Raw genomic sequence first — 21423 nt, 5'->3', positions numbered from 1 at the left:
AACTCGTTGAACATTCAACGACAACACACCGGTCGTGACCCGCAGGGCCCGCGACCCCGTCCCCTGGGAGTACGTCATGGGTATCTTCAACCGCGGCAACAGCACCGCCGAAGCCACCACCACCGCCACCGCCACCCCGGTGAGCCCGGAGCTGGCCGCGCTGACCGGCGAGTACACGATCGACCCGACCCACACCACGCTCGGCTTCACCGCCCGCCACGCCATGGTCACCAACGTGAAGGGCCAGTTCCGCGACTTCACCGGCAGCCTGCACCTGGACGGCGCCGTCCCGTCGAACTCCACCGCCTCCTTCGACGTCGCGATGGAGTCCATCGACACCGGCAACGCCGACCGTGACGGCCACCTCAAGAGCGCCGACTTCTTCACGATCGACCAGCACCCGAAGATGACCTTCCGGTCCACCTCGGTCGAGGCTCTCGGCGGCGACGACTACCGCGTCACCGGCGACCTCACGGTCCTCGGCACCACCAAGCCGCTCACCATCGTCCTGGAGTTCAACGGCGTCGCCAAGGACCCGTTCGGCAACGAGCGCGCCGGGTTCGAGGGCAAGGCCGAGATCCTGCGCTCGGAGTACGGCCTGACCTGGAACGCCGCGCTGGAGACCGGCGGCGTGCTGGTCTCCGACAAGATCAAGCTGAACTTCGACATCTCGGCGATCAAGAACGCCTGACCCCCTGAGCGCGCCCGCCCTCCACTCCCCCCGGTGGAAGGGCGGGCGCTCGGCGTTTCCGGCCGCGATCAGCCCCCCGGTCATCCCCCCAGGTCATTCCTGGGCCATCCCCCCAGGTCACCCCCCGGTCAGCAGCCGCCGGGCCTCCTCGCGGGCCCGCGCGAAGGGCTCCGGGAAGACGCCGAGGCCGTGGGCGACGAGCGCGCCCTCGTGCAGCAGCATGAGCGCCCGCGCGAGGCGTTCCGCACCCTCCACGCCGTCCGCGTCACCGGCTTCGACCTGACCGGCGAGGGTGGTGAACAGGTCCAGCATCCACGCCTTCTGGCCCGCGATGACCGGGTACGCCGGGTGCGCGGGGTCGCCGATCTCGGCATGGGCGTTGATCATGGCGCAGCCCCTGGACCCCTGTTCCGCCGCCCACGCCCGCGAGGCGTCGAAGACCGCGAGGACGCGGGCGGCCGGCTCCCCCTCCGGTACGGCGTCCAGGCGTCCGCCGAGGAACACCCGCCACCGCTCGTCCCGGCCCGCCAGGTACTCCACGACGATCTGTTCCTTCGAACCGAACCGGTCGTAGAGCGTCTTCTTCGTCACCCCCGACTCGGCGGCGATCAGGTCCACGCCGACCGCGTGGATGCCGTGGGCGTAGAACAGCCGCTCGGCCGCCGCCAGGACGCGGCGGGCTGCGGGGGTCATCCGGACGCGGGGCGGGTGCTCTGCGGGCTTCATGAGACGAAAGTATACCGATCTGTATAGTGGGCACCCAAGACGAGTAAACCGATCTGTTTACTTTAGGTGGTTCCCGTGTCCGTCCTGCTCCCCGTCGCCTTCGTGCTCTGCTGGAGCTCCGGGTTCATCGGCGCCAAGCTCGGCGCCGACAGCGCGCCCGTCCTCACGCTGCTGCTGTGGCGGTTCCTGCCGCTCGCCGTCGCCCTGCTCGCGGTCTCGGCCGTCTCCCGGGCCGCCTGGCGGGGCCTGTCCCGGCGGGACCTGGGGCGGCAGGCCGCGATCGGCCTGCTCTCCCAGAGCGGCTATCTGCTCAGCGTCTACCACGCCATCCAGCTCGGCGTCTCCAGCGGCACCACCGCCCTCATCGACGGCGTCCAGCCGCTCGTCGCCGGCGCGCTCGCCGGACCGCTGCTGCGGCAGTACGTCTCGCGGCGGCAGTGGCTCGGTCTCGGCCTGGGACTGGCCGGGGTCGCCACGGTCACCCTCGCCGACGCCGCCGCGGCGGGGTCGGACGTGGCCTGGTGGGCGTACCTGGTGCCGTTCCTCGGCATGCTGTCGCTGGTGGCGGCCACCTTCCTGGAGGGGCGCACCCGGGTTCCGGTCGCGCCCCGGGTGGCCCTCACCGTCCACTGCGTGACCAGCGCGGTCGTCTTCGGCGTCCTCGCGCTGGCGTTCGGGGCCGCCGCCCCGCCGGCCGGCTCCTCGTTCTGGCTGGCGACCGCCTGGCTCGTGGTCCTGCCCACGTTCGGCGGCTACGGGCTGTACTGGCTGATCCTGCGGCGCTCCGGGGTCACCGAGGTCAACACCCTCATGTTCCTGATCGCCCCGGTCACGGCGGTCTGGGGCGCCCTGATGTTCGGCGAACCGTTCGGCGTGATGACCGCCCTCGGCCTGGCCGTCGGCATCGCCGCCGTCGTCATCGTCCGTCGCGGGGGCGGGGGCGGGGGCGGGAGCGGGGCCCGCGCGTCGCGAACTCCGCCCACACGGTCTTCCCGGGGTTCCGTTCCCCGACCCCCCACGCATCAGCGAGCGCGGTGACCAGCAGCAGCCCACGGCCGGACTCGGACTCCGGCGCCGGGACGTCGGGGAGGTGCACGGCGCCGCCCCCGCTGTCGTGCACCTCGACGCGGAGGACTCCGTCGGGGCGCAGGGCGAGGTGCACGGCGAAACCCCGGCCGGGAGGCGCTCCGTGCAGCAACGCGTTGGTCGCCAGCTCGCTCACGACGAGCAGCACGTCGTCCGTGCGGGCGGTGAGGCCCCAGTCCGCGAGCGCGGCGCGGGCGAACTCCCGCGCCTGCCGTACGGATCGCCGGTCGCGGCGGTGGAACGCCCAGCGGGCGGTCGGGGCTTGGGTATCCACGTTCATGAGACCAGTGTCACTGTGTGTGATTACAGTGGTTCAGTGAGTGAGGTCGTAGTCCTGATTGCTACGACTCCACTACGAGGGATTCGGGTGTGCGTGGGGGAAAGGACCAGCCATGCATGTGGCGAAGAGGCCGAAGAAGGTCGGGTCGTGGCAAGCGGTGGGGGCACTGGTCGCCCACTACCGGAAGCGGCGTGGTTTGACGCAGGAGCAGTTCGCCGAGCTGGCGAACATGCACGTGGACACGATCGGGTCCATCGAGCAGGGGCGGCTGGCTCTCCAGCCCGACCGGGCCGAGCAGTTCGATGAGCTGCTGGACACGGGCGGGACGCTGACGATCCTGATCCGGAAGATGCCGGTGCGGGAACGGATCGTCCAGTTCGCGCAGGGGTTGGTCGATCATGAGCAGGAGGCGCTGAGCATCCTGTCGTACGAGACCCAGGTGGTACCGGGGCAGTTGCAGACCAGGGACTACTGCCGTGCCGTCTTCGACTATCGGTACCCGGCGATCGAGAGCGAGACGGCCGAGCAGTGGGTGAACGCCCGGATGGAACGGCAGTTGATCTGGCAGCGCGACCGGCCGCCTGTCGGGCACTTCGTCCTGGAAGAGAGTCTTCTCCGGCGCGTGGTCGGTGGGCCGGAAGTGATGCGGCAGCAATTCCGGCAGATCCTGGAGGTCACCGAGCCCATCCACATGAGCTTCCAGATCATGCCGATGGATCGGACCCCGCACGCGAGTCTCGACGGGCCCATGTTGCTGCTGGAGACGCCCGAGCACGAGCGGCTCACCTACCTGGAGGTGCAACGCGCCAGCTTCCTCGTCGAAGATCCCGACGAGATCAGCGGCTATCACCACAAGTATGGAATGCTGCGGTCCCAAGCCCTCTCACCCGATGAGAGTGCGCGCCTCCTAAAGGGACTGCTAGGAGAGACATGAACACCGCAGCCGACCTGACGTGGCACAAATCCAGCTACAGCAGCAATGAGGGCGGCAACTGCATAGAGGTCGCCTACGACTGGCGCAAGTCGAGCTACAGCGGCAGTGAAGGTGGCAACTGCGTCGAGGTCGCCTACGACTGGCACAGGTCAAGCCACAGCAGCAGCGAGGGCGGCAATTGCGTAGAAGTCGCCGCCCATCCCGCCGCCGTGCATGTCCGGGATTCCAAGAACCCCGGCGGAGGCATCCTCACCGTCGCCCCCGCCACCTGGGCCGGGTTCCTCGGGCGGCACGCGTTCTGAGCTGATCAGAAGCCGCCGCCGAAGTCCCCTCCGCCACCGCCTCCGCCGCCGAAGTCACCGCCACCGCCGAAGTCTCCGCCGCCGCCGAAGCCGCCCGAGAAGTCGTCGCTGTTGAAGTCCGCGCCGGAGGCGTCGCCGCCGCCGAAGTCGCCGTATCCGTCGCCGTAGCCGGCCCCGTAGGCGGGGCCGGCCATCATGCCGCCGAGCATCGTGCCGACCAGCAGGCCGGGCAGGATGCCGCCGCCGAAGTAGCCGCCCGCCCAGGGGCCGTAGGCGGGGCCCGCGTCCCAGTAGGGGCGGCGGCCGTACTCGGTGTCGACCTCGCGGATCATCGGGTCCTGGCCGTCGGCCAGCCGGGCCCGGTCGGCGGCGCAGACCGGCACCTGACGGGTGGCGCCGCCGACCGGCGTCCAGGTGACGTCCTCGACCGAGGGCCCGTGCCGGGGGTCGAAGAAGCACGGCGGGCGACGCTCGGGCAGGGGGTGGCCGCCGCGCCGGGCGGCGAGGGTGGCCAGCGCGAAGCGGCCGTCCTCCACGGCCTGGGTGACCGCGCGGACGTCCTCCGGCCGGCCGGCCTGGGCCATGAGGTTCTTGGCCTGTTCGTAGGCGTCCAGTGAGCGCGCGTAGTCGGCCCGCATCGCGTCGTCCGCGCCCGGTTCGCCGGGCTGGAAGTCGAGGCGGTCCAGTTCCTCGCCGAAGGCCGTGATGTCCTCGTCCACGACCACCCGCAGCTTCTCCAGCGCGGCCCGCTGCTCCGCCTCCTGGCGGCGGCGGTTGCGCCGGACCAGGGCGTACGCGCCCGCGCCGCCGACCGCGACCACCGCGCCGGTGGCGATCAGCCCGCCGACGGGCACGCCGTCGCCGCCGTCGCTCCACCCGCTCGGCGCCGAGCCGCGCACACCGCCGCGCAGCGCGTCGTCCACGAAGTCGTTGAGCTGGGCCTTGGGGTCGCCCGCGTCCTGCACGGCGGTGACCAGGTTGGACACGCCCTGGGGGCTGAGCACCCGGCTGTCGGCGCGCGCGTCGAAACGGTCGCCGAGGCGGACGCCGTACAGACCGGTGACGCCGGTCTCGGTGCGCAGGTTCTGGAAGAGGTTCTCGGTCGGGTAGCCCTCGGGGAGGACCGCGACGAAGACGGGTTTGTCGGCGTCCTCGATCTTGTCGGCGAGCGCCTCGGCGTCCGCCTCGGAGAGCAGGTCGGAGGCGGCCGGGTCCACGTAGACGGGGGACTCGCGCAGCGACTCGGCGACCCGGGACAGGTCGGTCTGCGCCTGCGCCCCCGACACGCCCAGCGACAGCACCGCCAGCGCTGCGGCGACCGGCACGAGCAGCAGACGGACGAATGTGCGCACCAATGCGGGCCTCATATGTTCGAAAATACCTGAAGGGGGACGGAAAGGACATCGATCCCGGTGGCGATATCGCCACCGGGATCGAAGGGTGCTGCGAGCGGTGCGGTCAGGCGGCCTTGTACGCGGCCGTCAGTTTAGCCACGGCGGCCCCGTACCTGCCGGTCAGGGCCAGGTGGTCGGCGTCCGCGAAGGGTTTGGCGACCGCCTCGGAGAGGTGGCCGTCCGCCGCGCGCTGGACGAGCAGCCGGGCCTGGGTGACCAGTTTCCGGCCCGCCGCGTCGGCGCCGGTCCGTTCGGCCGCGCGGGCGGCCGCGGCGAGGGCCGCGAGGGTGCGCTCACCGCCCGCGGGGACGCGGGTGCGGGTGGTCAGGCCCCAGCCGTAGGGGAACTGCGGGTCGTACGACGGGTCACCGACGTTGATCGGCAGTTGCGCCTGTGACTTCGGCCAGGTCACCGGCAACTGCCCGGTGAAGGGCCGCTCGCCGTAGAGGACGTCGGCCACGCCGCCGCCCTCGGTGCCGGGCAGCCAGGAGGCGACCAGCGCGTCGATCTCGCCGAGCCGGTCGCCGATGAGCTGCGGGCGCCCCGAGACGACGAGCACCGCGCACCTCATCGCGGCGCAGACCTTGTCCACGGCCGCCTTGTCTGCGGCCGTCAGCTCCAGGTCGTTGCCGTTGCCGACGTCCCCGGCGCCTTCCGCGTACGGGGTCTCCCCGACCACGACCACGCCGACGTCGTACCCGGTGGTCGGCGCGGAGGCGTCCTCGCTGAACGTGAGGGGGCCGCCCGCCTCGCGCAGGCCCTCCAGGACCGTGGTGCCGGGGGTGATGTCGCCGGAGGAGCCCTGCCAGGTGACGGTCCAGCCGCCGGACTGGTTGCCGATGTCGTCGGCGTTCGACCCGGCGACGTAGACCCGCTGGCTCTTCTTCAGCGGGAGCAGGCCGCCGGTGTTCTTCAGCAGCGTCTGGGACTCGGCGACCGCCTCGCGGGCCACGGCCCGGTGCGCGGCGGAGCCGATCGTCGAGGCGGCGCGCGTGTCGGCGTACGGCTGCTCGAAAAGGCCGAGGCGGAACTTCTGGGTGAGGATGCGCGAGACGGCGTCGTCGATCCGCCGCTCGGTGACCCGCCCGGCCCGCGCCTCCTCGATGAGCGTGCCGCTGAACTCCTTGTACGTGTACGGCACCATCATCATGTCCAGGCCCGCGTTGACCGAGGTGCGGACCTGGGCGGCGTAGTCGCCGGGGAGCTGGTCGATGGCGTTCCAGTCGCTGATGACGAAGCCGTCGAAGCCCATCCGGTCCTTGAGGACGCCGGTGAGCAGGTCGGCGCGGGCGTGCATCTTCACCGGGCCCTGTCCGTCGCCGAGGTCGAGCGAGGAGTAGGACGGCATGACCGTGCCGACGCCCCGGTCCACGGCGTCCCGGTACGGCGAGAGGTGGACGGCCTCCAGTTCCCGCCGGGTGACCTCGGTGACGCCCTGGTCGATGGTGTAGCTGCCGGTGGTGGAGGAGCCGAAGGTGGTGCCGCCGTCGCCGACGAAGTGCTTGGCGGTGGCCAGCACCTTGTCGGAACGGTCCAGGTCGCTGCCGTCGGCGCGGCCCTGGAGGCCCTGGATCACCGTCTCCAGCGACTCCACCAGCGCCGGGTCCTCACCGAAGGACTCGTAGGTGCGGCCCCAGCGTTCGTCGCGGGCGACGCAGAGGCAGGGCGCGAAGGTCCACGGGACGCCGGTGGCGCGGGTCTCGCCGGCGGTCACCTCCGCGGTGCGGCGGGCCAGGTCCGGGTCGCGGGTGGCGCCGAGGCCGATGTTGTGGGGGGTGACGGTCGCACCGGTGACGTTGTTGTGGCCGTGCACCGCGTCCACGCCGTAGACCAGCGGGATCTGGAACCGGGTGGCCTGCGCCCTGAGCTGGAAGGAGTCGACCATCCTCGCCCACGCGGCGGGGGTGTTGGGGGTCGGTGTGGAGCCGCCGCCGGAGAGCAGCGAGCCCAGGCCGTGGGTGGCGATGTCACCGGGGGCGGTCATCGCGCCGCGCTCGGCCTGGGTCATCTGCCCGGCCTTCTCCGCGAGGCTCAGCCGGGACAGCAGGTCCGCCACCCGCTTCTTCACCGGCAGCCGCTCGTCGAGATACGGCAGTCCGTGGGCGTCCACGACGACGCTCGGGTTCTCGGCGGGGGCCTTGGCGCCGGTGACGGTCAGCTTCAGCGGGATCGTCTCGGCCGGCTCGGCGGACCGGTCCCTGAGGGTGGCGACCCGCACGGCGCGGGTGGTGCCGGAGGCGGTACCGGCCGGGAAGGTGACCGTGCCGCTGACGGGAGCGAAGTCCTCGCCCGCCGCCGCCGTGCCGTCACCGGCGGTCTCGTAGGCGACCGTGACGGGTTCCTCCAGCGGGGCGGAACCGGTGGTGCCGACGGTGATCCCGACCGAGGCGGACCTGCCCTCCGGCACGGGGTACACCGCGGCGCCGGTGCTGACGGAGGCGCGCAGCGACTGGTCGGCGCGGCCGTACAGTTCGACGCCGTCCATGGCGAACTCGCCCTTGACGCCGACCGGGAGCGTGACCGCGTACCCCCACATCTCGGTCAGGCCGAGGAGCTGGTCGATGCCGCCGACCGGCTGGTAGTCGGTGCGGTACGCGAAGTCGGAGAACGGCAGCTCGATCTGCTTCCAGCCGGTGAAGTCGTCGGCGAAGGAGGTCGTCCACAGCTCTGAGGCGTCGCCGTTCGCGCCGCCGTCCTTGATCTCGTAGGCGATCCGCTTGCCGCTGTCGTGCCCCTCCCACCAGAAGCGGACGCCCCGGTGGGCCGACCAGTCGTGGGCGGGCCCGGCGTTCGCGAACTGGTGGGTGAAGCCGCCGTAGCCGCTGATGTCGTAGGTGCCGGCCAGCACCTTCGCGCCCTCGGGGGCGTCGGCGCGGGCGGCCAGTTCCAGGGCGGGCGGGTCGTCGGCGTCGCCGCCCCAGGTGGAGAGGCCCTCGGCGGGCGGGGAGGCGAACGGCACCTCGCCCTCGAACCGGTCGACGGCGACCGGTGCCGGGTCGTCGGCCGCCGACGCACCGGCGGCGGCCGTGGTCAGCGGGAGCAGTCCGGTGAGCAGGGTGGCACAGGCGAGCAAGGCGGTTCTTCGCATGGAAGTCCTCGACTCTCGACTCTCGACTCATAGCAAACTCGCGACTTAGATCAAAGCGTGAGTTAACTGGGAGCCCCTGTGGCCGTCAAGACTCCCCGCGTCGCCCCGCCACAGACGTCACCCCTCCGACGGGCGGGGCCTGTCGGAGGGGCGGGGCCTGTCGGAGGGGCGGGTCGGCCGGTGCAAGGCGCGGGGGTGTCAGGGGGCCGGGGTCACCCCGGCCCGGAGCAGCCCGTACGTGTAGGCGTCCTCCAGGGCCTGCCAGGACGCGGCGATCACGTTCTCCGCGACGCCGACCGTGGACCACTCCCCCGTGCCGTCGCCCGTCGAGATCAGGACGCGGGTGGTGGACTGGGTGCCGTGGACGCCCTCCAGGATGCGGACCTTGTAGTCGACCAGCTCCAGCTTGGCGAGCTGCGGGTAGATCTTCTCCAGGGCGACGCGCAGGGCGCGGTCGAGGGCGTTCACCGGGCCGTTGCCCTCGGCGGTCGCGACGATCCGCTCGCCCTTCGCCCACAGCTTCACGGTGGCCTCGTTGGCGTGGGAGCCGTCGGGGCGGTCCTCGACGATGGCCCGCCAGGACTCCACGGAGAAGTAGCTGAGCGGGGCGCCCTCCACCTCGGCGCGGAGCAGCAGTTCGAAGGAGGCGTCGGCGGCCTCGTAGGTGTAGCCCCTCAGTTCGCGTTCCTTGACGCGCTCCACGACCCGGCCGACCAGCTCGCGGTCGCCGCCGAGGTCGATGCCGAGTTCCTTGCCCTTCAGCTCGATGGAGGCGCGGCCCGCCATGTCGGAGACCAGCATCCGCATGGTGTTGCCGACCAGCGCCGGGTCGGTGTGCTGGTAGAGGTCCGGGTCGACCTTGATGGCGGAGGCGTGCAGGCCGGCCTTGTGGGCGAAGGCGGAGACACCGACGTAGGGCTGGTGGGTGGAGGGGGTGAGGTTGACCACCTCGGCGATGGCGTGCGAGATGCGGGTGGTCTCGCGCAGCCTGCCCTCGGGCAGTACCCGCATGCCGTACTTCAGCTCCAGGGCGGCGACGACCGGGAAGAGGTTGGCGTTGCCGACCCGCTCGCCGTAGCCGTTGGCCGTGCACTGGACGTGGGTGGCGCCCGCGTCGACGGCGGCGAGGGTGTTGGCGACCGCGCAGCCGGTGTCGTCCTGGGTGTGGATGCCGAGCCGGGCGCCGGTGTCGGCGAGCACGGTGGCGACCACGGCCTGGATCTGGGCGGGGAGCATGCCGCCGTTGGTGTCGCAGAGCACGACGACGTCGGCGCCGGCCTCGGCGGCCGTACGGACCACGGCCTTGGCGTACTCGGGGTTGGCGCGGTAGCCGTCGAAGAAGTGCTCGCAGTCGACGAAGACCCGGCGGCCCTCGGCGCGCAGGTGGGAGACGGTGTCGCGGACCATCGCGAGGTTCTCGTCCAGGGTGGTGCGCAGGGCGAGTTCGACGTGCCGGTCATGAGACTTGGCGACCAGGGTGATCACCTCGGCGCCGGACTCCAGCAACGCCCTGACCTGCGGGTCCTCGGCGGCCTTCGCGCCCGCGCGGCGGGTGGCGCCGAAAGCGACGAGTTGGGCGTGCCGGAAGTCGATCTCCTTGCGGGCGCGGGCGAAGAACTCGGTGTCCCGCGGGTTCGCGCCGGGCCAGCCGCCCTCGATGAAGCCCACGCCGTAATCGTCCAGGTGCCGCGCGATGGCCAGTTTGTCCGCGACGGTGAGGTTGATGCCCTCGCGCTGCGCGCCGTCGCGCAGGGTGGTGTCGAAGACGTGGAACGAATCGTCCAGCTCGCTGGTTACGGTCATGATCTTCAGGGCTCCTGTGGGGAATCTCGGTCTACCGGAATGACCGGCTCCACCGTCCTTCTATGATCCCTCGCGCTCTCTTCCCGGCTTGGGGTGGGCCAGGAAAACGAAAAACCCCTCGCGGGTGCGAGAGGTCTGCGCGCGGGTCGAGGACGACGGTGTCCGCCCGTACCTGGTCGTACGTGGCGGTCACTGCGGACCGGCGCGCCTGCTGCCAATAATCGTGGCGAACGAGAGCACGCAGGGAGTCAACCACAGACCACCCCCGCCCCGGACGGCCGTCTCACGATACGGGCCGCGGCTGCCTGCGGGCCCCGGGCAGCCGCCCGAGGTCCGTTCGCGGGCCTGGTCACGCGTCCGAGGCCCGCTCGCGGTCCTGGTCACGCGTCCGCGAGCAGGCGCTCGTCCAGGAACTCACGGACGTGGCCGAGCACCTTCTCCCGGTCCGTCCCGCGCAGCCCGATCACCACCTGGAGGGCGAAACCGTCGAGGAGGGCGCGCAGCCGGGTGGCGAAGCGGTCCGGGTCGACGGCGCGGAACTCACCGCGTGAGACACCCTCCGCGAGCAGCGCGACCAGGTCGCGGTGCCAGGCGCCCTCGATCGCGGCCTGCCGGTCGCGGGCGTCGTCGGCGGCGTTCTGCGAGCGGTTCCACACCTCCAGCCACAGCGTCCAGTGCGGGTCGCGGTGGCCGACCGGGACGTACAGGCCGACGTAGGCGCCGAGCCGTTCGCGGGCCGGGCCGGGCCGGGCGAGCAACCGGGCGCGCTCGGCGCCGAGGCGGCCCTCGCTCCACTCCAGAGTCCGCAGCAGCAGCTCGTCCTTGGAGTGGAAGTAATAGAGGAGGTGCCCGCTGCTCATGCCGACCTCGCGGCCGAGCGCGGCCATGGTCAGCTTCTCCAGACCGCGCTGCGCGATCATCTCCATGGCGGCGGCGAGGAGGTCCTCGCGCGGCGGCGCCTGCCTGCGCCCACCGGCCATCTGCTGCTCCCCGGTCTAGATCCTCGGCTGCTGCTGCGTGATGCAGTGGATGCCGCCGCCGCCCGCGAAGATCGTACGCGCGTCGACCAGGGTCACCGTGCGGCCCGGATAGAGCCGCCGGAACAGGCCCGCGGCGAGTTCGTCGCGCGGGTCGTCGAAGGCGCACAGGACGACGCCGCCGTTGCAGACGTAGTGGTTGATGTAGGAGTGGTCGGACCAGTGGCCGTCCGCTTCCAGCGCGGTCGGGGCGGCGACCTCCACCACCTCCAGGCGGCGGCCCCGGGCGTCGGTGGCGGCCCGCAGGACGCCGATGGCCTCCTTGGTGACCTCGTGGTCGGGGTGGGCGGGGTCCGGCTGGTGGTGGGCGACGACCACGCCGGGGCCGGCGAAGGCGGCGACGATGTCGACGTGGCCGAGGGTGCCGTAACCGTGCGGGGGATAGTCGGCGGTCAGGCCGCGCGGCAGCCAGATCGCCTTGCGGGTGCCGAGGTGGGCGTGGATCTCCGCCTCCACCTGTGCGCGGGTCCAGCCGGGGTTGCGCTCGGGGCCGAGCTGGACCGTCTCGGTCAGCAGGACCGTGCCCTCGCCGTCGACGTGGAGGCCGCCGCCCTCGTTGACCAGCTTCGAGGCGTACGTCCGGGCGCCCGCGAGCGCGGCCACCTGCGCGCCGATCCTCGCGTCGTGCTCCCAGCGGGCCCAGGGCTGGGCGCCCCAGCCGTTGAACGTCCAGTCGACGGCGGCCAGTTCGCGGCCGTCGGTCAGGAAGGTCGGGCCGATGTCCCGCATCCAGGCGTCGTCCAGCGCGCGTTCCACCGTGTCGACGCCCGGACCCAGCAGTTCCCGCGCGCCGGCCGACCGGCCCGGCCCGCACACCACCGTGACCGGCTCGAAGCGGCGCACCGCGCGGGCCACCGAGGCCCAGGCGCGGCGGGCCCCGGCCAGGTCGCCGGGGTCGTCGAAGGTGAGGTTGGGGCCGGGCCACGCCATCCAGGTGCGCTCGTGCGGAGCCCACTCGGCGGGCATCCGGAAGCCGTCGGCGGCGGGGGTGTTCGGGGGGGCCGTCTTCACGGGGTTCCTCACAGGAAGTACAGGCGGTTGAGGGGGACGGAGTCGGCCGGCGCGGAGCGGATCGGTTCGCCGTCGAGGGTGACCAGTCCGGTGCGCCCGTCGACGTCGACCGTGCCGGTACGGGAGTTCAGGCGCAGGTCGGCCGGGCCGATACCGCGGGTGCCGCGCACCGCGACCCGGCGGCGGCGGGTCGGCATCCGGTCGCCGCCCTGGTCGAGGGCGGCCCGCGCGACGAAGGCCACGGAGATCTCGGCGGGGGTGGCGCCGTGCGCCCCGAACTGCGGGCCGAGGACCAGCGGCTCGCAGGTGTCGGTGGCCGCGTTGGGGTCGCCCACCACCCCGTACGCCGGGAAACCGGACTTGAGGACGAGCTGCGGTTTGGCGCCGAAGTACTCCGGGCGCCAGAGCACGAGGTCGGCGAGCTTGCCCACCTCGATGGAGCCGACCTCGTGGGCGAGGCCGTGGGCGATCGCGGGGTTGAGGGTCAGCTTGGCGATGTACCGCAGCACCCGCTCGTTGTCGTGGCCGACGTCGGGGGCGCCGGACTCGGCCTTCATCTTCCCGGCCATGGCGAAGGTGCGGCGGACCGTCTCGCCCGCCCGTCCCATGCCCTGGGCGTCGGAGGAGGTGATGCCGATCACGCCCAGGTCGTGCAGCACGTCCTCGGCGCCCATGGTCCCGGCGCGGATGCGGTCGCGGGCCATGGCGGCGTCGCCCGGCAGGTCGGTCTTCAGGTCGTGGACGGAGACGATCATGCCGTAGTGCTCGGCGACCGCGTCCCGGCCGAAGGGCAGGGTGGGGTTGGTGGAGGAACCGATGACGTTCGGCACACCGGCCATCTTCAGGACGTTCGGGACGTGTCCGCCGCCGCAGCCCTCGATGTGGAAGGCGTGGATGGTGCGGCCGTCGAGGACCTGGAGGGTGTCCTCGACCGACAGGCACTCGTTCAGGCCGTCGCTGTGCAGGGCGACCTGCACGTCGTGCTCCTCGGCGGCGCGCAGGGCGGTGTCCAGGGCGCGGGTGTGGGCGCCCATGTCCTCGTGCACCTTGAAACCGCAGGCGCCGCCCTCCGCGAGGGCCTCGGTCAGCGGGGCGGGGTGGGACGAGGAGCCCCGGCCGAGGAAGCCGATGTTGACCGGCCAGGCGTCGAACGCGGCGAAGGCGTGCTTCAGCGCCCAGGGCGAGTTGACGCCGACGCCCCACACCGGCCCGAACTCCTGGCCGATGACCGTGGTCACGCCGGACGCCAGGGACGCCTCCATGACGCGCGGGGAGAGCAGGTGGACGTGGGTGTCGACGGCACCGGCGGTGGCGATCAGGCCCTCACCGGAGACGATCGACGTACCGGTGCCGACGACGACGTCGACGCCGTCGAGGGTGTCGGGGTTGCCGGCCCGCCCGATGGCGTGGATACGCCCTTCCCGGATACCGATGGACACCTTCCGGATGCCCAGCGCCGCGTCGATCACGACGACGTTGCTGACCACGACGTCGCAGGTGGCGCGGACGGCCGCCGCCTTCAGGTGCAGCCCGTCGCGGGCGGTCTTGCCGAACCCGGCCAGGAACTCGTCGCCGTGGCGCTGCGCGTCGGACTCGACCCGGATCACCAGCCCCGAGTCACCGAGCCGGAGCCGGTCACCGGCCCGGGGGCCGTGGGTGGCGGCGTACTCGTGCGGGGTGAGGCGCCGCGCCTCGACGGGGTGTCCGCCGGGGCGGCTCATCGGTCCTCCTCGGGGGCCGGGACGTCCAGGGCGGGCGCCGGGCTCCCCGGCACTCCGAGGTAGCCGCAGGCGGCGGCGCGGCGCAGGGCCTCCTCGCGGGCGCCGGGCGCGTCGAGCGGGCCGTCGACCAGGCCGGCGAAACCGATGGCGATCCGGTCGCCGCCCAGCGGCACGAGACCCACCTCGGCGCTCTCGCCGGGCCCGAACCGCACCGAGGACCCAGCCGGGACGGCGAGCCGCATGCCGTAGGCGGCGGCGCGGTCGAAGTCCAGCCGCGGGTTGGCCTCGAAGAAGTGGAAGTGGGAGGTGACCGAGACGGGCACGGCAGCCGTGTTGGCGACCGGTAGGCGCAGGGCCGGTACGGGCTCGGCGTACTGCCCTCCCGGCTCCCGTGGCGACTCCGGTCCCGGCTCCTGCTCGGGCTCGGGCTCCGGTCCCGGCTCCTGCTGCGGCTCGGGCTCCGGTCCCGGCTCGGGTCCCGGCAGCAGTGCGCCCGGGGCCCGTTCCCCCAGGCCCCCGCCGATCGGATCGGAGACCACCGCGAGCCGGGAGCCGTCGTCGAAGACGGCCTCGACATGCACCTCGGTGACGATGTCGGCGACACCCGGCAGCACGTCGTCCGGGCCCAGCACCGACCGCGCCCGCGTGACCGCCTCGGCCAGCCGGACGCCGTCGCGGGCCGCCTCGCAGACGGTGTCGGCGATCAGCGCGGTCGCCTCCGGCACGTTGAGCCGCAGCCCGCGCGCCCGGCGGCCGCGGGCCAGTTCGGCGGCCGAGAACAGCAGCAGCCGGTCGCGTTCCGTGGGAGTCAGTCGCACGGCGGGCACCTCCTCGCGTTCCCCGTACAGCTTGTCAGAGCAGCACTCTGTTAGAGCAGCACTCTAAGAGAAAGCCGTACGCAGGACAAGAAGGCCGAGTTTTTGCTTTGAGTGGCGCTCGAAGATATGCGTCAGGGCCGCTCGGGACGGATCGTCCCGGGCGGCCCCGGCGGCCGTACGCGGTGCGGGATCAGGCCAGCGTGCGCATCCAGCCGTGGGTGTCCTCGGCGGTGCCGCGCTGGATGTCGAGCAGCGCCTGGCGGAGCCGGAGGGTCACCTCGCCGGGCTCGCCACCGCCCTGCCGCCACTCGGTACCGGCCCGCTTGACCGTGCCGACGGGCGTGATCACCGCGGCCGTACCGCAGGCGAAGACCTCGGTCAGGGAGCCGTTCTCCGAGTCGCGCTGCCACTGCTCCACGGAGATCCGGCCCTCCTCGGCCCGGTAGCCGAGATCACGGGCGACGGTGAGCAGGGAGTCGCGGGTGACGCCCTCCAGGATGGAGCCGGTGAGGGTGGGGGTGACGATCCGGTCCCCGTACACGAAGTACAGGTTCATGCCGCCCAGCTCCTCGACCCACTGGCGCTCGATCGCGTCGAGGTAGCAGACCTGGTCGCAGCCCTTGGCGGCGGCCTCGGCCTGGGCGAGCAGGGAGGCGGCGTAGTTGCCGCCGGTCTTGGCGTCGCCCATGCCGCCGGGGACGGCGCGGACGCGGTCCTCCGAGACCCAGATGGAGACCGGCTTCACCCCACCGGGGAAATATGCGCCGGCCGGGGAGGCGATGATCAGGAAGAGGTACTCGTTGGCCGGCTTGACGCCCAGGCCGACCTCGGTGGCGATCATGAACGGGCGCAGGTAGAGGGACTCCTCGCCGCCGTGCGCCGGGACCCACGCCTGGTCCTGCTTGACGAGTGCGTCACATGCCTCGATGAAGGTGTCCACCGGAAGCTCCGGCATGCCGAGCCGGCGGGCGGACGCCTGGAAGCGGGCGGCGTTCTTCTCCGGGCGGAAGGTGGCGACCGACCCGTCGGGCCTGCGGTACGCCTTGAGCCCCTCGAAGATCTCCTGCGCGTAGTGCAGGACCATGGTGGCCGGGTCGAGGGAGAGCGGGGCGTACGGCACGAGCCGGCCGTCGTGCCAGCCGCGGCCCTCGGTCCACTTGATCGTCACCATGTGGTCGGTGAAGTGGCGGCCGAACCCCGGGTTGGCCAGGATCGCGTCGCGCTCGGCGGCGGAGAGCGGGCCGGCGGTCGGCTTCAGCTCGATCGTCGACGTCGGGCCCGTCCCGCCCGTCGTGGAGGCCGCGGGAGTCGTGGGCGCATTGGGTGTGGTGGGCGTCGTGGGCGTTGTCATTGGGGGCGTTGTCCTTCACCGGTTGTCGTGACGGGCCGCGCTCACGCCCGTACTGCCAGTGGCCAGTGCCAGAACGTCCGAGCATTCCCTCATGTCGCGGCTCCGCGTTCGATTATCGCGCGCGGTCCGGGACGGATGAAACGGGGTGAATGCGGCTCAGGGTCGATGGTCGCACCCGGCGGGGACAGGTGAAAGCCGCCGGATGCCTTGTTTTCTGGACCCGGCGGCTTCGAAAGGTGTGGTTTCGAGTGCGCGGCCGGTCAGCCGGCTACTCGTACAGCGAGCGCGTCGCCGATCTCGGAGGTGGAGCGCGCGGGCTTGCCGACCCGCTCGGCGAGGTCGGCGGCGACCGCCTCCTCGATCCGGGCGGCCTCGGACTCGTGACCGAGGTGGCGCAGCAGCAGGGCGACGGAGAGCACGGTGGCGCTCGGGTCGGCCTTGCCCTGGCCGGCGATGTCGGGCGCGGAGCCGTGCACCGGCTCGAACATCGAGGGGAACTCGCCGGAGGGGTTGATGTTCCCGCTGGCGGCGACGCCGATGCCGCCGGAGACGGCCGCGGCGAGGTCGGTGATGATGTCGCCGAAGAGGTTGTCGGTGACGATCACGTCGAAGCGGGCCGGGTCGGTGACGAGGTAGATCGTCGCCGCGTCGACGTGGATGTAGTCGGTGGCGACCTCGGGGAACTCCGCGGCCACCTTGTGGAAGACGTCGGTCCACAGGTGGCCGGCGAAGGTCAGCACGTTGTTCTTGTGGACCAGCGTGAGCTTCTTGCGCGGGCGGGCCTGGGCGCGGGCGAAGGCGTCCCGGACCACGCGCTCGACACCGAAGGCGGTGTTGACGGAGACCTCGGTGGCCACCTCGTGCGGCGTGCCCTTGCGGATGGTGCCGCCGTTGCCGGTGTACGGGCCCTCGGTGCCCTCGCGGACCACGACGAAGTCGATCTCCGGCTGGCCGGCCAGGGGGGTGGCGACACCCGGCAGCAGCTTCGACGGCCGCAGGTTGACGTGGTGGTCGAAGGCGAAGCGGAGCTTGAGCAGGAAGCCGCGCTCCAGGACGCCGGAGGGCACCGACGGGTCGCCGATGGCGCCGAGCAGGATGGCGTCGTGCCGCTTGAGGGCGTCGAGGTCGGCGTCGGTGAGGGTCTCACCGGTGGCGTGGTAACGCCTGGCGCCGAAGTCGAACTCCTCGGTCTCCAGCTTCACATCCTGCGGCAGGACGGCGGAGAGCACCTTGAGGCCTTCGGCCACGACCTCCTGGCCGATGCCGTCACCGGGAATGACTGCGAGATTGAGGATGCGAGAGCTAGCCGACATGTGCGGCACCCTACTCCTCGTCCCATGGGATGACACGCGATGTCCGGCATGCGGACGCGGTGCTTTCCCGTCGGTCCGCGTTCACCCGTACGCGGTGCGGGCGTTGGCCGGCGGGGGGATGTTCGGGACCATGGAGATACCCGACTTCGGCGTCCCGCCCGAACTGGCCCGCCGGATGAGCATGGCGGAGCAGTACGAGTACCTGCGCACCCGGCCGACCCGCCGCCGCACCCTGGTGACGGCGGGGGCGGTGGCGAGCGGGCTGCTGACGGGCTGTTCCGGCCCGAGGGGGGCGGGCGGCACGCAGGCGGCGGGCGGCACGGCCGCCGGGGCCGCGCGGACCGCGCACCCCGCGCCGCCGGCGGCGGCGACCGTGTCCGGCTCGGTGGTCACCCCCTTCGGCCGCCATCTCGCCTTCGGCGCCGAGCCGCGGCGGCAGATGCGGATCTCCTGGCAGGTGCCGCTCGCGGTGCGCCGGCCGTTCGTCCGGGTGGGGCTGCGCCCCGACGACCTGGACCGGCGGATCGAGGCGGAGGTCCGCGACCTGGCCACGCCCGCGCTGCGGGGGCTGGGCGCGGTCGAGCAGTACTACCTGCACGCCGCCCTGGACGGGCTGCGCCCCGGTACGACGTACTACTACGGCGTCGGCCACGAGGGCTTCGACCCGGCGACGCCCCCGCACCGCTCCACCGTGGCCTCCTTCCGCACCGCGCCCGCGGCCCCGGAACGCTTCGTCTTCACCGCCTTCGGCGACCAGGGCGTCGGCCCCGAGGCACTGGGCAACAACAGCGAACTGCTCCGCCACGACCCCGCGTTCCACCTGCACGCGGGCGACATCTGCTACGCGGACGACAAGGGCCGCGGCGAGACGACGGACACCTACGACGCCACCCGCTGGGACCTGTTCCTGAAGCAGACCGAGCCGGTGGCGCGTGCGGTGCCGTGGATGGTGACGACCGGCAACCACGACATGGAGGCGTGGTACTCGCCGGACGGCTACGGCGGCCAACTGGCCCGGTTCTCCCTGCCGGAGAACGGCTTCGATCCGCGGACCGCACCGGGTGTCTACGCGTTCACCTACGGAAACGTCGGCGTCGTGGCGCTGGACGCCAACGACGTCTCGTACGAGATCCCCGCCAACCGCGGCTACACCGAGGGCCGGCAGACGCGCTGGCTGGAGCGGACCCTCACCGGGCTGCGGGCCGACCCGGAGGTGGAGTTCGTGATCGTCTTCTTCCACCACTGCGCGTACTCGACCTCGACCCACGCCTCGGACGGCGGGGTGCGCGCCGAGTGGGTGCCGCTGTTCGCCCGGTTCCAGGTGGACCTGGTGATCAACGGCCACAACCACGTGTACGAGCGCACCGACGCCGTGCGGAACGGGGAGGTGGGCAGGCCGGTCCCGGTCGGCGGCGAGACCGACCCCCGCCGCGACGGGATCGTGTACGTCACCGCGGGCGGCGGCGGCAAGGACCTGTACGGCTTCCCGGCCGGCGTCCCCGAGAGCCACGAGGGGCGGCTCGCCGAGCCCGACTCGGTCAGCAGCTTTCGCTGGACCCGGTCACGGGACCGCAAGGCGGAGCGGGTGGAGTGGTCGCGGGTGCGCTACCGGGGTTTCTCGTTCCTCCGGGTGGAGGTGGAGGCGGGCGCCGCACCGGCGCTGAAGGTCTCGGCGCTGACGCCGGACGGCACCCGCGTCGACCACTTCGAGGTGCGGCGCGGGCGCTGATCCGACGGCGTCAGTGGCCGGTCGACCCGCCGTTGTCGCGGAGGTCGAGGGCGCGCTGGAGGGCGGCGGCGGCGTTCTTGCGGTCGGCGTCGCTCGTGCGGGAGACGTGACGGACACGGCGGCGGGCGGTCGTCTCGGCCATGGGGGATCGACTCCTTCGGCAGCAGGCGGGAACACGGAAGACGGAATTCCAGATGCCGGAAGGGGCGGGGAGCCGCGGGCCGCAGGGGTTGCCTGCGCGTTGCCCGGCTCACGACCGCCGTTCGCTGGGTGGAGCGATTTCGTTCGGCTCCTACAACGCTAAGCGAGTGCGGAGCGTCTGTCTCCACAATTACTCGGACTTCCTACTATCTGAGACGGTGGAGTGCGTCACACCGCCGTGACCTGCGCTTCGCCTTCCGCCGTGTGCTGCGGGAACGCGGACGGGCCAGGTCCGGGGGGAGACCTGGCCCGTCCTGCTCGGGGTGGGCGTCAGCCCATGTGGGGGTAGCCGTACTCGGTCGGCGAGAGCAGCGACTCCTTGATGGTGCGGGTCAGCGTCCAGCGCATCAGGTTCTGCGGGGCGCCGGCCTTGTCGTTGGTGCCGGAGGCCCGGCCGCCGCCGAAGGGCTGCTGGCCGACGACCGCGCCGGTCGACTTGTCGTTGATGTAGAAGTTGCCGGCCGCGTAGCGGAGCTTGTCCATCGTGTACGCCGTGGCCGCGCGGTCGCTGGAGATGACCGAGCCGGTGAGGGCGTAGTCGGACGCCGACTCCATCTGCGTCAGCATCTCCTCGTACTTGTCGTCCTCGTAGACGTGGACGGCGAGGATCGGGCCGAAGTACTCGGTCGTGAAGACCTCGTTCTCCGGGTCGGTGCACTCGATGACGGTCGGGCGGACGAAGTAGCCCACCGAGTCGTCGTAGCTGCCGCCCGCGACGATCGTGCAGGTGGGGTCCTGCCCGGCCCGGTCGATGGCGGCCTTGTTCTTGGCGAAGGACCGCTCGTCGATGAGGGCGCCGAGGAAGTGCGACAGGTCGGTGACGTCACCCATGGTGAGGCCGTCGATCTCGGCCGCGAACTCCTCCTTGAAGCCGTCGTTCCACAGGGACGCCGGGAGGTAGGCGCGGGAGGTGGCGCTGCACTTCTGGCCCTGGTACTCGAAGGCGCCGCGGGTCAGGGCGGTCTTCAGCACCGCGCGGTCGGCGCTCGGGTGGGCGACGACGAAGTCCTTGCCGCCGGTCTCGCCGACCAGACGCGGGTAGGTGCGGTACTTCTCGATGTTCTCGCCGACCGTCTTCCACAGGTGCTGGAAGGTCTTGGTGGAGCCGGTGAAGTGGATGCCGGCCAGGTCGCGGTGGCTCAGCGCCACCTCGGAGACGGCGATGCCGTCGCCGGTCACCAGGTTGATGACGCCCTTGGGCAGGCCCGCCTCCTCCAGGAGGCGCATCATCAGCACGGCGGCGTGGGTCTGCGTCGGGGACGGCTTCCAGACCACCACGTTGCCCATGAGGGCGGGGGCGGTGGGCAGGTTGGCGGCGATCGCCGTGAAGTTGAACGGCGTGATCGCGTAGACGAACCCCTCCAGCGGGCGGTGGTCCAGCCGGTTCCAGACGCCCGGGGCGTGGGCCGGGGGCTGCTCGGCCAGGATCTGGCGGGCGTAGGAGACGTTGAAGCGCCAGAAGTCGACCAGCTCGCAGGGCGTGTCGATCTCGGCCTGCTGGGCGGTCTTGGACTGGCCGAGCATCGTGGAGGCGGCCAGCGTCTCGCGCCACGGGCCGGAGAGCAGTTCGGCGGCGCGCAGGATGATCGCCGCGCGGTCGTCGAAGGACATCGCGCGCCAGGCCGGGGCGGCGGCGAGGGCGGCGTCGATCGCGTCCTGCGCGTCCTGCTCGGTGGCGTTGGCGTAGGTGCCCAGGCGGGCCTGGTGGTTGTGCGGCTGCACGACGTCGAAGCGCTCGCCGCCGCCCATCCGCCGCTCGCCGCCGATGGTGCAGGTCAGGTCGATCGGGTTGTCGGCCAGCTCCTTGAGCTTGGCCTCCAGCCGGGCGCGTTCGGGCGAGCCGGGGGCGTAGCCGTGCACCGGCTCGTTGACGGGGGTGGGGACCTGGGTCACAGCGTCCATGGGTTCCGGGACTCCTTGACTTGAGCGGTTGCGAGC

The 21423-nt window shown here is 72.1% G+C and carries 17 protein-coding genes and 1 pseudogene; 5 read left to right on the top strand and 13 right to left on the bottom strand.

Annotated features, from left to right (window positions below; all coding sequences use genetic code 11):
* Window positions 1-76 precede the first annotated feature (76 nt).
* Window positions 77-691 (top strand): YceI family protein, encoded by a 615-nt coding sequence (locus ABEB00_RS29895; protein WP_345623685.1) that lies wholly within the window; start codon window positions 77-79, stop codon window positions 689-691.
* Between the two features lie 117 nt (window positions 692-808).
* Here the strand turns inward: ABEB00_RS29895 and ABEB00_RS29890 are convergent, their stop codons facing one another.
* Window positions 809-1417: a TetR/AcrR family transcriptional regulator gene (locus ABEB00_RS29890; RefSeq protein WP_345623672.1), complete on the bottom strand. Its 609-nt coding sequence runs from the start codon at window positions 1415-1417 to the stop codon at window positions 809-811.
* 75 nt (window positions 1418-1492) lie between these two features.
* Between ABEB00_RS29890 and ABEB00_RS29885 the strand changes: the two genes are divergently transcribed.
* Window positions 1493-2455, top strand: coding sequence for a DMT family transporter (locus ABEB00_RS29885; RefSeq protein ID WP_345623671.1), 963 nt, complete (start codon window positions 1493-1495; stop codon window positions 2453-2455).
* Here the strand turns inward: ABEB00_RS29885 and ABEB00_RS29880 are convergent.
* Window positions 2376-2783: pseudogene (locus ABEB00_RS29880) on the bottom strand (ATP-binding protein); the annotation flags it as partial. The gene ABEB00_RS29885 and the pseudogene ABEB00_RS29880 overlap by 80 nt on opposite strands.
* Window positions 2784-2895: 112 nt before the next feature.
* Between ABEB00_RS29880 and ABEB00_RS29875 the strand changes: the two are divergent.
* Complete coding sequence (locus tag ABEB00_RS29875) at window positions 2896-3717, top strand: helix-turn-helix domain-containing protein (RefSeq protein ID WP_345623670.1); 822 nt, start codon at window positions 2896-2898, stop codon at window positions 3715-3717.
* Window positions 3714-4019, top strand: a complete 306-nt coding sequence (locus tag ABEB00_RS29870; protein WP_345623669.1) for a DUF397 domain-containing protein — start codon at window positions 3714-3716, stop codon at window positions 4017-4019. The genes ABEB00_RS29875 and ABEB00_RS29870 overlap by 4 nt, the downstream gene beginning before the upstream one ends.
* 5 nt (window positions 4020-4024) lie before the next feature.
* Here the strand turns inward: ABEB00_RS29870 and ABEB00_RS29865 are convergent, their stop codons facing one another.
* The 9 genes from ABEB00_RS29865 to ABEB00_RS29825 form a co-directional block, all read right to left on the bottom strand.
* Window positions 4025-5386: a hypothetical protein gene (locus ABEB00_RS29865; protein WP_345623668.1), complete on the bottom strand. Its 1362-nt coding sequence runs from the start codon at window positions 5384-5386 to the stop codon at window positions 4025-4027.
* Window positions 5387-5477: 91 nt separating this feature from the next.
* Complete coding sequence (locus ABEB00_RS29860; protein ID WP_345623666.1) at window positions 5478-8501, bottom strand: glycoside hydrolase family 3 N-terminal domain-containing protein; 3024 nt, start codon at window positions 8499-8501, stop codon at window positions 5478-5480.
* Between the two features lie 198 nt (window positions 8502-8699).
* Entirely contained in the window at window positions 8700-10304 is a 1605-nt protein-coding gene (gene cimA, locus ABEB00_RS29855; RefSeq protein ID WP_345623665.1) for a citramalate synthase, read from the bottom strand.
* A 380-nt stretch (window positions 10305-10684) separates the two neighbouring features.
* The gene (locus ABEB00_RS29850; protein WP_345623664.1) at window positions 10685-11284 is read right to left on the bottom strand and encodes a TetR/AcrR family transcriptional regulator; all 600 of its coding nucleotides are present in this window, start codon (window positions 11282-11284) and stop codon (window positions 10685-10687) included.
* 15 nt (window positions 11285-11299) lie between these two features.
* Complete coding sequence (locus tag ABEB00_RS29845) at window positions 11300-12307, bottom strand: agmatine deiminase family protein (protein ID WP_345623684.1); 1008 nt, start codon at window positions 12305-12307, stop codon at window positions 11300-11302.
* A 53-nt stretch (window positions 12308-12360) separates the two neighbouring features.
* Complete coding sequence (locus tag ABEB00_RS29840) at window positions 12361-14073, bottom strand: urease subunit alpha (RefSeq protein ID WP_345623663.1); 1713 nt, start codon at window positions 14071-14073, stop codon at window positions 12361-12363.
* Window positions 14070-14891 (bottom strand): urease subunit gamma, encoded by an 822-nt coding sequence (gene ureA, locus ABEB00_RS29835; protein ID WP_425586590.1) that lies wholly within the window; start codon window positions 14889-14891, stop codon window positions 14070-14072. Before ureA ends, ABEB00_RS29840 begins: the two co-directional genes overlap by 4 nt.
* A 190-nt stretch (window positions 14892-15081) precedes the next feature.
* Window positions 15082-16242 carry a branched-chain amino acid aminotransferase gene (locus ABEB00_RS29830; protein WP_345623662.1) on the bottom strand — a complete coding sequence of 387 codons (1161 nt, stop codon included), beginning with the start codon at window positions 16240-16242 and terminating at the stop codon, window positions 15082-15084.
* Window positions 16243-16502: 260 nt separating this feature from the next.
* Complete coding sequence (locus tag ABEB00_RS29825; RefSeq protein WP_345623661.1) at window positions 16503-17555, bottom strand: 3-isopropylmalate dehydrogenase; 1053 nt, start codon at window positions 17553-17555, stop codon at window positions 16503-16505.
* Between the two features lie 130 nt (window positions 17556-17685).
* Here ABEB00_RS29825 and ABEB00_RS29820 point away from each other — a divergent pair, with 130 nt between their 5' ends.
* Window positions 17686-19284 carry a purple acid phosphatase family protein gene (locus tag ABEB00_RS29820; RefSeq protein WP_345623659.1) on the top strand — a complete coding sequence of 533 codons (1599 nt, stop codon included), beginning with the start codon at window positions 17686-17688 and terminating at the stop codon, window positions 19282-19284.
* Between the two features lie 10 nt (window positions 19285-19294).
* Here the strand turns inward: ABEB00_RS29820 and ABEB00_RS29815 are convergent, their stop codons facing one another.
* Both ABEB00_RS29815 and pruA read right to left on the bottom strand, forming a co-directional pair.
* On the bottom strand, window positions 19295-19426 hold the full coding sequence (locus ABEB00_RS29815; protein ID WP_345623658.1) for a hypothetical protein: 132 nt from the start codon (window positions 19424-19426) through the stop codon (window positions 19295-19297).
* A 329-nt stretch (window positions 19427-19755) separates the two neighbouring features.
* On the bottom strand, window positions 19756-21387 hold the full coding sequence (gene pruA / locus ABEB00_RS29810) for an L-glutamate gamma-semialdehyde dehydrogenase (protein WP_345623657.1): 1632 nt from the start codon (window positions 21385-21387) through the stop codon (window positions 19756-19758).
* Window positions 21388-21423 lie beyond the last annotated feature (36 nt).

The organism is Streptomyces ziwulingensis (assembly GCF_039542605.1).
Classification (GTDB): Bacteria; Actinomycetota; Actinomycetes; order Streptomycetales; family Streptomycetaceae; genus Streptomyces; species Streptomyces ziwulingensis.
This window is presented reverse-complemented; position numbering and strand designations above follow the sequence as displayed.